Origin of the sequence: Sphingobacterium wenxiniae (genome assembly GCF_900116225.1) — a bacterium.
Taxonomy (GTDB): Bacteria; Bacteroidota; Bacteroidia; order Sphingobacteriales; family Sphingobacteriaceae; genus Sphingobacterium; species Sphingobacterium wenxiniae.
In genome coordinates this window covers 261,996-274,988 of the sequence record NZ_FOZZ01000002.1, presented here as the reverse complement: position 1 = coordinate 274,988, position 12,993 = coordinate 261,996, and the positions used below count along the sequence as shown (strand labels likewise).

Here is a 12,993-nt window from a genome sequence, read left to right as displayed (position 1 = left end):
ATTGGAAACCATAGACTGGAAAGACCTAATCCCCAATATCTTGTTTCTAATCTCCCAGTCTCTAATATCTAGTTTCTAATATCTAACTCCTAAAACAGTCGGTTATGCAAAGAACGTAATGCTTCCGTCTTATGTTCCGTATCCAACAAGATCGACACATTATAATCCGATCCACCGTAGGAAACCATACGTAATGGCAAATGCTTCACAGCATCCAATACACGGGCTGCATAGCCGTGGGTATTGGCACTAAAATCTCCCACAACGCAGACAATAGTCTGGTTATGATCTACACGCACCTTACCGAAGTCTTCTACCTCTTTGATAATATCCCCTAAGTTTCGTGTGTCATCAATGGTCAACGAAACAGCAACCTCTGAAGTGGTAATCATATCGATCGGTGTTTTATAGCGTTCAAAAATCTCAAATACTTTACGCAAGAATCCGTACGCTAACAACATCCGTGAGGAATTGATATGTATAGCTGTAATGCCATCTTTAGCAGCAATCGCGCGGATTTGTCCTGTCTGTCCACCATCTTTGCTGATTAAGGTTCCTGAAGCTTGCGGATCCATTGTGTTCAATAAACGTACGGGAACATTATAGCGCTGTGCTGGGAAAACACTTTGTGGATGAAGGATTTTCGCTCCGAAATATGCAAGTTCCGCAGCTTCATCAAAGCTCAAATGTGCGATTGGTGTGGTATTTTTCACCACACGTGGATCGTTGTTGTGCATACCGTCAATATCCGTCCAGATTTGTACCTCATCCGCCTGTATCGCTGCTCCTATCAAAGATGCCGTATAATCTGAACCTCCACGACGCAAGTTATCAATCTCTCCAAAAGAATTCCGACAGATATACCCTTGCGTAATGAAAAGTGTATTGTTTGGATGAATACTTAACAGATTAGTCAATTTCTCTCCTATGTATTCCACCATAGGCTCATTGTCTTCGTCGATTTTCATAAAATCCAGTGCCGGCAATAATACCGACGGTACACCTATTTCCTCCAAATGGAAATGAAACAGCGTAGTGGAAAGCAATTCGCCTTGTGCCAGAATGATCTTTTCCTCAACAGGCGTAAACATTTCGTTTCCTAATGAAGCGATATAATTGAAGTGATAATCAATCAAATTTTGTCCTTTTGCCAAGCCTTGCTCGGTTGCAAAAAGCTCTTTAATCAATAGCTCATACTTATGTTTATGTTGCTTAGTGAGTTCCAAGGCTTCTTCCTTCTTTCCTGCCAAGAAAGCCTGTCCAATTTCCACTAAAGCGTTTGTTGTACCGGCTACAGCCGACAACACCACTATCTGACGCTCTGAAGGATTGACGATATCCAACAATCCTTTGATGCGCTGCGCACTTCCCACCGAAGTGCCACCAAATTTTAAAATTTTCATAATGGTATGTAACTATTTATTATAAGGTTGTAAATGTAAAAAAAATACACTTCATGACAAAGAAATGTCATCGTCATTGCGAAGCAACGAAGTCCCGCCTGAGGCGGGAATGACATCGAAAACGCAGATTGCTTCGTCATTCTTCCTCGCAATGACGCGTTTTTTTGATGATTTATTGATTTCTGTCATGTACTAAACAAAAATGCGGCACAAAACATCTATATCAGTCTCGTGCCGCATGAAATATTCTATGCGGAAGTTTTACTTCTTCAGTGCGTCAATTAGCAGATTCGCCAATTCCACACCGATACGTTCCTGTGCTTCGTTCGTTGCCGCCCCGATATGCGGTGTTAACGAAATCTTCGGGTGCGTCAGAATTTCCTGACGAGGCGTTGGCTCATTGTCAAACACATCCAGTGCTGCAAAAGCTACTTTCCCAGAATCCAATGCTTGGATCAATTCCAATTCATCAATTACACCTCCACGTGATGCATTTACCAATCCGACACCGTCTTTCATCACAGCAAATTCATCTTTACTGATAGCCGCTTTTTCCAGAAATGGAACATGCAAGGAAATGAAATCTGATTTTTTCAATACTTCTTCAAAAGAAACCTGATGAACAGGAACGTCTACTTGAATGCCACCTGACAAAGTCAACTCCAATGAAGCAGGGCCGTCATATAAGTCGGTATAGATAACATCCATCCCCAAGCCCAATGCTACTTTAGCTGTTTCACGGCCAATTCTTCCGAATCCCACAATACCGATAGTTTTGCCACGTAACTCTACCCCTTTGGCATACGCTTTTTTCAAACCACCAAAGTTGGTATTTCCTTCACCCACCATCTTACGGTTAGAATCGTATAAGAAACGTACACCATTCAATAAATGTGCAAATACCAATTCAGCTACAGACAAAGATGATGCAGCCGGCGTGTTGATAACAGCAATACCTTTTGAACGTGCATAATCCACGTCGATATTGTCCATTCCCACACCACCACGGCCAATTGCTTTGATATTCGGACAAGCGTCAATTAAAGCCTGTCTTACTTTGGTTGCACTACGTACGGTAATCGCATCGTAAGCATTTAATTTTTCAATCAGTTCTTCCTGCGGGATATGGTTTGTATCCACTTCAAATCCCGCTTCTTCCAATATTTTTTTACCGACAGCATCAATACCATCGTTTGCTAATATTCTCATATTTTCCTTTAGATATGTATATGTAGCATATAGATATTTTTAGATTAGAAATAATCTTTCTCAATACCCACTACTAACTACTCAATACTAATATTTATTTACTTAATTCCTCAAACTCCTTCATCGCATCGACCAGTGCATTGATAGATGTAATACTTAACGCATTGTAAATCGAAGCACGGAATCCACCGACTGAACGATGACCTTTTATACCTACCAGGCCACGTTTTTTAGCCAATTCAAGAAAAGCTGCTTCCTGCTCCGGTGTATCCATCACAAAAGTAACATTCATGCGTGAACGATCCTCTTCGTTAGCTGTACCTTTGAATAGCGGGTTGCGATCTATTTCTTCATATAATGTACGCGCTTTGATGATATTTTCCTGTTCGATAACAGATACTCCACCCTTAGCTTTTAACCAGCGTAGGTTTAGCATCGACACATAAATCGAAAAAACCGGGGGCGTATTGAACATCGATCCAGCTTTCGCATGCGACTGATAGTCAAATATTGAAGGGAGGTTACGACCTGACGTACCTAAAATAGAATTTTTAACAATCACCAAAGTTACCCCAGCAGCCCCCATATTCTTTTGCGCTCCGGCATAAATAATATCGTGATCCGCCACATTGATAACACGACTTAAAATATCGGACGACATATCAACAACAGTCGGAATATCTACCTGAGGCTTTTCGAATACTTCCGTTCCGTATATAGTATTGTTGGACGTATAATGAAAGTATGTCGCATCCGCAGGTACGGAGAAGTCTTTTGGAATATAATTATAGTTTTTATCCGATGAGGAGGCCACTACCTCTACTGTACCTAATTTAGAGGCTTCTTTTGCAGCTTTCGTAGCCCAAACACCTGTGTCTAAATAGGCCGCTTTTCCTCCTTCTGGCAATATGTTCATCGGAACCATTGCAAACTGCTGGGTCGCCCCACCTTGTAAGAACAGCACCGAATAATCGTCCGGAACTTGCAACAATTCGCGAACCAAAGCCTCTGCTTCTATAACAACTTGCTCAAATTCCTTGGAACGATGTGATATTTCAAGAATGGATAACCCTGTGTTATTAAAGTCAATCACAGCTTCAGAAGCCTCTTGAAATACTTCCTTTGGAAGGATACATGGTCCTGCCCCAAAATTATGTTTCATCGTTAATTTGTTAAGCGTAAATAAATTAAATCGTAATGAATTTAATCCCTCTGATTAAATCCACCGCAAAAATAGAATAAATTTTAAAAATTTTCACATTTAAGCTTATTTTGTTAGAAATTAAACAAATTTTACCTTAACCTGATAAAAATATTTCAGCTACAAGCTTTATGCAATAAGCATTAAGCTTTTAGCCTTAATGAAGTAAATAGAGGATACCAAATCCCCACAGCTTCTGGCTTAGAGTCTAAAGCTAATTTTGGCATAAAGCTGCGTTTTTGAACGAAAAAAATTGTAACTTCGCATGCGATGTGTGGACTTTTCATTCCATGCAACAGATAGTTTGATTGAATCCAAATTAATATGGCTGAAGAAACAGAAAACGAAAACAATCTAATTCCTGCGAACGACAGGATTATCCCTATCAATATTGAGGACCAAATGAAATCCGCCTACATTGACTATTCCATGTCGGTGATTGTTTCTCGTGCATTGCCTGATGCAAGGGACGGACTAAAACCTGTTCACAGAAGGGTACTTTACGGCATGTTGGACTTGGGGGTAACCAGCGGCAAACCTTATAAAAAATCTGCTCGTATCGTCGGTGACGTACTGGGTAAATATCACCCACATGGTGATACGTCTGTTTATGACGCCATGGTACGTTTAGCCCAAGACTGGAGTATGCGTTATACGCTTGTGGACGGGCAAGGTAACTACGGCTCTATTGACGGCGACCCTCCTGCGGCTATGCGTTATACCGAAGCTCGGTTGAAAAAAATTGCGGAAGAAATGCTTTCCGACATCAATAAAGATACTGTTGATTTCCAACTTAACTTTGACGACTCCCTCGAAGAGCCTACCGTTTTACCAACTCGCATCCCTAACTTATTAGTAAACGGAGCTTCCGGTATTGCTGTAGGTATGGCTACGAACATGGCCCCGCATAATCTTTCAGAAGTCGTAGATGGCACCATCGCGTACATCGACAATCGTGATATAGAGATTTCCGAGTTGATGCAACACATTAAAGGACCTGACTTTCCTACTGGAGGGATCATATATGGTTACAACGGCGTGAAAGATGCTTTCGAAACTGGTCGTGGACGTATTGTCATGCGAGGTAAGGCAGAGATCGAAACCTTGAAAAATGGACGTGAATGCATTATCGTTACCGAGATCCCTTACCAAGTCAACAAGGCTAACATGATCGAGCGCACGGCCGAACTTGTCAACGACAAGAAAATTGAAGGTATCTCGACTATCCGTGACGAATCTGACCGCGAGGGTTTCCGTATCGTCTATGAAATAAAACGTGAAGCAAATGCTAATGTTGTCTTAAATAACCTCTATAAATACACCGCTTTACAAACCTCTTTTTCAGTCAATAACATTGCCCTAGTTAAAGGACGTCCAATGTTGTTGAATCTGAAAGATATGATTCACGAATTTGTGGAGCACAGGCATGAGGTTGTCATCCGTCGTACGAAATACGAACTAGCTGAGGCTGAAAAACGCGCACATATCTTAGAAGGCTACTTGATTGCATTGGATCATTTGGATGAGGTTATCCGCTTGATCCGTAATTCCGATACACCGGAAGATGCACGCATAGGCTTGATGGAAAAATTTGGATTGACCGACATTCAGGCTCGTGCAATCCTAGATATGACCTTGCGCCGTCTGACCGGACTGGAACGCGACAAAATCAAAGAAGAATATGCTGAATTGATGAAAACCATCGATTACTTAAAACAAGTATTGGCTGACGAAGGCCTGCGTATGGAAATCATTAAAAACGAGCTTATCGAAGTCAAAGAGAAATACGGCGATGAACGTCGCTCTACTATCGTACATTCCGCAGAGGATATGCGTATGGAAGATTTCATCGATGACGAAGAAATCGTGATTACCATTTCACACAACAGCTATGTAAAACGCACGCCGCTTACCGAATACCGTCGTCAAGGGCGCGGTGGTAAAGGTGCTATCGGATCCACCACCCGCGATGAAGACTTTACCGAGCACATCATTACGGCATCAGCACACAACTACTTGCTCTTGTTTACAGATCAAGGACGTTGTTTCTGGCTTCGCGCATTCGAAATACCAGAAGGCAGCCGTACTTCCAGAGGCCGCGCTTTGCAAAATATCATCAATGTTCCGAAGGAAGAAAAAATCAAGGCTTTCATTAAGGTAATCAACCTGAAAGACCAAGATTATCTAGAGAACAACTTTATCATCATGTGTACCAAAAAGGGTACAATCAAGAAAACTTCTTTGGAAGCTTACTCTCGACCACGTGCAAATGGTATCAACGCCATTAATATCAACGAAGGCGATGAGCTTTTAGAAGCATGTCTGACTACCGGAAGCAGCGAAGTCGTTATGGCATTGCGCTCTGGCCGTGCTATCCGATTCAACGAATCAACAGTGCGTCCAATGGGTAGAACAGCGACCGGTGTTCGCGGAATTACACTAGCTAGCGAACAAGATGAAGTTGTTGGCATGATTGCTGTAGATAATTCAGAGACAACTGTATTGGTCGTGTCTGAAAAAGGTTACGGCAAACGTACCGATATTGAAGATTATCGTGTAACAAACCGTGGTGGTAAAGGTGTAAAAACCATCAATGTGACGGATAAAACGGGAGAGCTTGTTGCGATTAAAGGCGTGACAGATCAAGACGACTTGATGATTATTAACAAATCAGGTATTGTCATCCGTATTGGTGTGGATTCACTTCGTGTCATGGGGCGTGCTACACAAGGGGTCCGGTTGATTACATTGAAGGATACCGATGCTATTGCATCCATCACGAAAGTAGAGCGTGAGGAGGAGGAAGAAGGCTTGGAAGCTACTGATGTAGACAACAACGCCGACATCTCTTCAGAAGAAGACAACGATACATCGGTAGATAACGAAGAATAAAAAACAAAAAATAACATGAGAACGATTCTGTCGTGTTTATTAATAGCTGCTTCATCGGTTGCTGTTGCCCAGTCTAATTACAAGGAAGGAAGCAATGCCTTCGCCATGTATACGCAGACGGGTGAATTGAAAAATCTGGAGAACGCCAAGAAGTTTATCGATGCATCGTACAAAACGCGTCGTGACTCATCTAACACACGGATAAACATCCTCCGTTCGATGGTTTACAGTGCAATCTCCTATGCCGATTCGACAAGAAGCATTAAGAATGACAAAGACCCGATTGATTTGACTTATGAAGCGTTTGGCAGAATAAAAAGTCGTGATCTAATGTCCAATCCAGCTGAGGTAAAATACATTAAGCAAAATTTGGCAGCCGCACACGTCTACAAAGCTGCCAAAGCCATGGAAAAAAAGGATTTTGAACAGGCTTATAACGAGTACCTTAAAGTAAAATCTTTAGCGGTGAGTAACTTTGATGTACAGTATAACCTTGCCGTTTTAGCTACAGAAACCAAGCAATACGAGCAAGCTGTACAGTACTATCAAGAACTTGTAAAAAGAGAAAATGCTCCTGTAGAACATTATTTAGAACTCACTGACATCTATCGCAAAACAGGTGCAAAGCAAGAAGTTTTGAACACATTGCAAAATGCGCGCGTTAAATTTCCTGAGAACAAATCGGTATTGATGAATTTGGTTCAAGAATTTGCCCAGCTTGGTGAATATAAAGCTATTGTACCTATTATTGGCGAAGCTATTAAATACGAGCCTGAAAATATCGAACTTCACTATTTAGCAGGATATGCCAATGAAAATGCAGGAAATATTGGCACTGCTAAAAGTTACTACGAACAGGCTTTACAACTGAATGGAAACAATTACGAATCCAATCTGGCTTTAGGTTTAATATACCTAAACGACTTTTTAAAAGACGAAGACAATGTCGAAGCGCAATACAATGCACAAAATTTATTGCTTAAGGCAAACGAAATCCGTCCTTATGACGTTAATGCTTTAAAGTCATTGGCTCTTTATTACGAAAAAGCTGGCGACCCGGCACAATTGGACCGTGTAAATTTACTATTGAATCAACTATCAAATAATTAAGTATGAACTTCAAAAAAGCAATATTATTCTCTTTATTAGTTGCGGCAGGAACAACAACTTTTGCCCAGACCAGCAACCTACGAAAAGCAAAAAGCAGCTTACAAAAGTACGATGAATTGAAATCTGCAGGTTCGGCAGAGCTTGGCAGAAGCAACCTTACGACAGCTAAAGAAGCTATCGACCAAGCCATTGCTCATGACAAAACCAAAGATGATGCAGAAACTTGGACAGTCTATGCATTGGTGAATGCCAATGTAGCGACCTTAGATAACTCTGAAGAAGCGGCAACCGCTGCTGCTGATGCGATAAAAAAAGCCAAGGAGTTGGATGCGGACAACAAGCACGGTGACAACCTTACCATTGCAGGTCAAATGTTGGGACAATTCAGTTTCAACCAAGGTGTAGGCGCATGGGATAAGCAAGATTTCAAAACAGCTTATAAGCTATTCGGCAACGCATTGACTTATCTTCCAGGCGACACAACGTTGACGTATTATTCTGGTTTAGCGGCAATCCAATCACAGGACTACCCTAGCGCTATCGAAAAATATAAAGAGTTGATTCCAGCGAAAGAGTTTTCGGCACACAGATCGGTCTTGGTAGATTTACCAAAGCTTTATTTATCAACTCAGGACACAATCAATGCTTTGGAATATGCCGCTATTGCTGTTCGGGAATATCCAGATGACAATGATGCAGTGGTTCAAAACATTGAGTTGAACTTAATTGTTGGTAACGAAGCTAAGGTAATTACAGACATCGAAAATCAGATTGCTAAAGATGGCAACAACAAATCTTTGTACTATTACTTGGGTATTGCACAATCGGCAGCAAACAATTCGGACAAAGCTATCGAAGCTTACAAAAAAGCTATCGCTATCGATCCGAATTATTCCGATGCCAACCGTAATGCCGCAGCAACCATCATCAACAGTGTACGTGATGAGCTAAATGCCGTCAATGAAGATAAAACGCTCTCAAATGCGGATTACAACACAAAAGTTGATGCTCTAAAAGAAAAAATCAAAGGCGCGCTTCCTTATCTGGAAAAAGTAGTTGAACTGAATCCACAAGACTCCGATGCTTTACGCAGCTTAAAAGGATATTACGATTTCCAACAGGACGAAGCTAAATCAGCAGAGATACAAGCTAAAATGGATGCTTTAAATTAAGCGCTATACAGCTCATAAAAAAGCGGGATATTTAAAAATCCCGCTTTTTTTATGAGTCATACATTCTCTCTTCTAATATCTGTTCTTCGAAAAAATCATCAATCGTCCTATCCATCCGCTGCCAAGTCATATAAGAATTTACCAAAAGCCCATTGGATAGAATTGGCTCAGTAGATTTCAGGTAAAGGATATTTTCTCCTTCAAAATCCACCTTGCGGTGCTGCACCTTGTTTTTCCAGTTAGGAAATAGAGAGCTTTTAATCATATATGAAACGATTGCATTACTATTATCAACTTTAAAGCGGCCTGCAAAAGCAATGTACCCCTCTAATGCCGAAGCCATTTCTTCGCCTGTAGCAATCAACTTGTCATTACTCCCGAATAGGAGCCGTTCCTCTTTCGCTATCTGAACCGACATATACCCATCGGCGGAATACAACAATATACCATATGGATTTTTCCCCATCGGGAATAAAGAATCTTCACCTTGAATCGGCACCTCTATATAGGATAGGAGTTTCCAACTTCCTATCAATTCATTTTTCAGTGATGTCATAAAAACGTGTGTTAGTTTTATCTTAATAACGCAGATATATCCGTTATAGTTTATATAAAAATGCAGTATGAGTTTATTTTGACAGAAATATTTTTGTTACATTTAGATCGTTAAATTAAAGCCATGATTCTATCACCCATTGATACTGTCGACGACATCAGTAAAGCGGAGTTTTTGGAAAAATATTTCAAACCCCAGAAGCCGGTTTTGATCAAGGGCTTCGCCAAAAAATGGCCTGCTTTCGATAAATGGAATCTCGATTACATCTATCAGGAAGCCGGGGACCAAGAAGTCGGTTTATACGATAATAAACCAGCCGATCCCAACAAAGCTACAGATAAGCCTGTCAAGTACATGAAGATGCGGGATTATATTAAGCTTATACAGCGAGAGCCTTCCGATTTGCGTATCTTCTTTTATATCATCACTGATAAATTGCCTGAACTCTTAAAGAACTTTAGCTATCCAGATCTTGGGTTTAAGTATTTCAAACGCATCCCCACATTATTTTTTGGTGGTAGTGAAGCCCGGGTCTTGATGCACTATGATGTAGATCTGGGGGATCTATTGCATTTTCAGTTCGAAGGCAAAAAGAGAGTGCTGCTCTTCGCTCCGGATCAAGCACCTTTCCTTTATAAAGTACCACTATCTGTACATACCGTCTATAACATAGATTATGAAAATCCTGATTATGAACAGTTCCCAGCATTAGCCTATGCTCAGGGCTATGAAATATTCATGGAACATGGAGATGCCCTCTTCATGCCGAGTGGCTATTGGCACTTCAACCGTTATCTGGAAGCTGGATTCTCGGTCACGCTTCGCTCCTTTCCAAGTTCGCCTACACGTCTTCTCAATATGCTGAAGGAGGTGTTTGTTATTCGCAATACCGATAAAATCATGCGAAAGCTATTCAAAAAGAAATGGGTGGAACGCAAACAACGCAAAGCCTTTGAAAAGAGTCAGCAAGCTTTAGAACATCACCTATCCAAGCAGAAATAGAATGCATAACGAACTATGCCCATGCGGTTCGCAGCACTCCTATTCTGATTGTTGTGAACCGATACATAAAGACCTCCGCTCGGCGCAAAGTGCTGAATCACTCATGCGTGCGCGCTATTCAGCCTTTACTAAAGGGCTTGTAGATTTCCTGTACGACAGCTTTCATCCCAGTACAAGACGATTTCAAAATAAAAGAGATATACAGTTATGGGCAACTCAAAGCAAATGGATGCAGCTTGAAATCGTTAAAGCATCTCAACATACGGTAGAATTTCGTGCGCACTATCTGAACAACGACCTTGAAGTGGAAGTACATCATGAAAAATCTAATTTCAAGCAAGTACAAGATATATGGTATTATATAGATGGTAAACTAGTTTAATTTTTTTACTCTTATCTATAGGACTATCAAATAAAAAACTTACCTTTGCACTTCCGTTGTAGTACGGAGTTAAAAAAATAAGTTAACATAATTATTTAAACAAAAATGCAACAGTACGAATCTGTAATCATTCTTACCCCGTTGCTTTCTGAGGAGGTTGCGAAAGAAACTATCGCAAAATTCAAAAACATCCTTACAGAAGGCGGAGCCGAGATTGTCGCTGAAGACAATTGGGGTTTGAAAAAATTAGCGTATCCAATCCAGAAAAAAACAACTGGATTCTATCACTTAACAGAATTCAAGGCTCCAGGTGAATTAATCCAAAAATTAGAGCTTGAGTACAAGCGAGACGAGCGTGTAATGCGTTTCTTAACGATTGCACTTGACAAACATGCAGTAGCTTACAACGAGAAAAAACGTAGCGGTGCATTCAACAAAAAAGCTGAAACTAAAACTGAGGAGGTAGCAAACTAATGGCAAACGATAATATCCAATACGTAACTGCTCCTAAAGTAGAGGACAACCGTAAAAAATATTGCCGCTTCAAAAAGAACGGTATCAAATATATCGACTACAAAGACGCAAACTTCTTATTGAAATTTGTGAACGATCAAGGTAAAATTTTACCTCGTCGTCTTACTGGTACATCATTGAAATTTCAACGTAAAGTAGCTCAAGCCGTGAAACGTGCGCGTATCATCAGCTTATTGCCTTACGTAACTGATTCATTAAAATAAGGAGGAAACGACACAATGGAAGTTATATTAAAACAAGATATTAAAAACCTTGGCGAGAAAGACGATATCGTAGTGGTAAAGCCAGGTTACGGTCGTAACTACTTAATCCCTCAAGGATTTGCTATCTTAGCGACAGTGTCTGCTAAGAAAGTATTGGCTGAGAATATCAAACAAGCTCAGTTCAAACAAGAGAAAATCAAAAAAGATGCTACAGAATTAGCGGGTAAATTGGAAAGTATAAAACTTTCTATTGGCGCTAAAGCTGGCGAAAGCGGTAAAATCTTTGGTAAAGTAAACAGCATTCAGATTGCTGAAGCTTTGAAAGTACAAGGATTTGACGTAGATCGTCGTCGTATCACTTTCGAAACTGAACCTAAAACAGTTGGTGAATACGTAGCAAACTTAAACTTACATAAAGAAGTGAAAGTTCAAGTTCCTTTCGAAGTTGTAGCTGAATAAGCTATTATTCGGTATCACATAGACAAAAGGGATAACCAATGAATGGTTATCCCTTTTTTTGTATATAGCCGTTCAGGCCAACTACTTAAAAATAAAGTCTATCTCCTTCCCTACTTTTTGAGGTTTTTTACTTTCTTTGCAATTGTAAAAATGATATTATGAAACCAAAGACAATCATATTTAGCATCATAACAGCTCTTGTATTGATTATTTTGTTCAACAACAAGGAGGAAGCCACTTTCTGGTTTTTCGGCGAAATAAGGACATCTAAACTGCTTATATTGGGAATATTCTTTTTATTAGGTGTCATCGCAGGCGGTTTGCTCTTCCGACGCAAGAAAAAACACCCGAAAGAATATATTATTTCTAATACAATAGAAAATGAAAATACGATACAGGAAGACTCCGATTCTCACCTTTCCGAAGAAGACAGAAAGTTCCTGGGAAAAGAATAAATAAGTTCAATTTTGTCCTGTAGCTGACGAGCTCTTTTTAAATTAAAATTTAATTCCCTAAGAACCAGTTTTTTCGACAATTAAATTAAAAAAAAAGCCACAGATAGTTTGCAAATAAGGGAGAAATACCTACCTTTGCATCACTTCAAACAACGAAGGTTACTTCGAAAAAAGAAGTAGGATTCCGTAGCTCAGCTGGTAGAGCAATACACTTTTAATGTATGGGTCCTGGGTTCGAGTCCCAGCGGGATCACCTCTTGGGACAAGTCTAAAAAAGAAAGACTTGTCCCATTTTTTTTGCCTTTTAACTTGCTGTTATTCTGATAGATAAGAGCAATCGCGGAATTTAGTCTCGGAGTTCGATGTCTTGTTCCGTCAAATTCCAAAAAATCGGGGAACATCGAACTCATTATAA

Annotated in this window: 13 protein-coding genes and 1 tRNA gene; 10 read left to right on the top strand and 4 right to left on the bottom strand. The window is 40.3% G+C overall.

All coding sequences use genetic code 11. The features are described 5' to 3' along the window. Positions 1-89: 89 nt before the first annotated feature. The 3 genes from BM375_RS03545 to serC form a co-directional block, all read right to left on the bottom strand. Positions 90-1,403, bottom strand: a complete 1,314-nt coding sequence (locus BM375_RS03545; RefSeq protein WP_093363795.1) for an aspartate kinase — start codon at positions 1,401-1,403, stop codon at positions 90-92. A gap of 261 nt (positions 1,404-1,664) precedes the next feature. Next, a complete protein-coding gene (locus BM375_RS03540; protein WP_093363794.1) occupies positions 1,665-2,612 on the bottom strand; it encodes a D-2-hydroxyacid dehydrogenase in 948 nt (315 codons plus the stop codon). 94 nt (positions 2,613-2,706) lie between these two features. Further along, complete coding sequence (gene serC / locus BM375_RS03535) at positions 2,707-3,774, bottom strand: 3-phosphoserine/phosphohydroxythreonine transaminase (RefSeq protein WP_093363793.1); 1,068 nt, start codon at positions 3,772-3,774, stop codon at positions 2,707-2,709. Positions 3,775-4,137: 363 nt separating this feature from the next. On the opposite strand from serC, the gene gyrA reads away from it, so the two are divergent. Genes gyrA through BM375_RS03520 form a run of 3 tightly spaced genes read left to right on the top strand, consistent with a single transcriptional unit; the run spans position 4,138 to position 8,987 of the window. Next, positions 4,138-6,705: a DNA gyrase subunit A gene (gene gyrA, locus BM375_RS03530; protein ID WP_093363792.1), complete on the top strand. Its 2,568-nt coding sequence runs from the start codon at positions 4,138-4,140 to the stop codon at positions 6,703-6,705. A gap of 15 nt (positions 6,706-6,720) precedes the next feature. Then, entirely contained in the window at positions 6,721-7,815 is a 1,095-nt protein-coding gene (locus BM375_RS03525; RefSeq protein ID WP_093363791.1) for a tetratricopeptide repeat protein, read from the top strand. A gap of 2 nt (positions 7,816-7,817) precedes the next feature. Further along, entirely contained in the window at positions 7,818-8,987 is a 1,170-nt protein-coding gene (locus BM375_RS03520) for a tetratricopeptide repeat protein (RefSeq protein WP_093363790.1), read from the top strand. 49 nt (positions 8,988-9,036) lie between these two features. Here BM375_RS03520 and BM375_RS03515 read toward each other — a convergent pair whose 3' ends face one another. Further along, positions 9,037-9,543 (bottom strand): lipocalin-like domain-containing protein, encoded by a 507-nt coding sequence (locus BM375_RS03515; RefSeq protein ID WP_093363789.1) that lies wholly within the window; start codon positions 9,541-9,543, stop codon positions 9,037-9,039. 123 nt (positions 9,544-9,666) lie between these two features. Here BM375_RS03515 and BM375_RS03510 point away from each other — a divergent pair, with 123 nt between their 5' ends. From BM375_RS03510 to BM375_RS03480, 7 genes are all read left to right on the top strand, one after another. Further along, positions 9,667-10,545, top strand: a complete 879-nt coding sequence (locus BM375_RS03510) for a cupin-like domain-containing protein (RefSeq protein ID WP_093363788.1) — start codon at positions 9,667-9,669, stop codon at positions 10,543-10,545. A 1-nt stretch (position 10,546) separates the two neighbouring features. Beyond that, the gene (locus BM375_RS03505; protein WP_093363787.1) at positions 10,547-10,927 is read left to right on the top strand and encodes a YchJ family protein; all 381 of its coding nucleotides are present in this window, start codon (positions 10,547-10,549) and stop codon (positions 10,925-10,927) included. Between the two features lie 105 nt (positions 10,928-11,032). Beyond that, a complete protein-coding gene (gene rpsF / locus BM375_RS03500; protein ID WP_093363786.1) occupies positions 11,033-11,401 on the top strand; it encodes a 30S ribosomal protein S6 in 369 nt (122 codons plus the stop codon). After that, entirely contained in the window at positions 11,401-11,664 is a 264-nt protein-coding gene (gene rpsR / locus BM375_RS03495; protein WP_093363785.1) for a 30S ribosomal protein S18, read from the top strand. Before rpsF ends, rpsR begins: the two co-directional genes overlap by 1 nt. Positions 11,665-11,679: 15 nt before the next feature. Further along, positions 11,680-12,123, top strand: coding sequence for a 50S ribosomal protein L9 (gene rplI / locus BM375_RS03490; protein WP_093363784.1), 444 nt, complete (start codon positions 11,680-11,682; stop codon positions 12,121-12,123). 158 nt (positions 12,124-12,281) lie between these two features. Beyond that, entirely contained in the window at positions 12,282-12,578 is a 297-nt protein-coding gene (locus tag BM375_RS03485) for an LPXTG cell wall anchor domain-containing protein (protein WP_093363783.1), read from the top strand. A gap of 180 nt (positions 12,579-12,758) precedes the next feature. Further along, positions 12,759-12,831, top strand: a tRNA-Lys gene (locus BM375_RS03480). Positions 12,832-12,993: the final 162 nt, after the last annotated feature.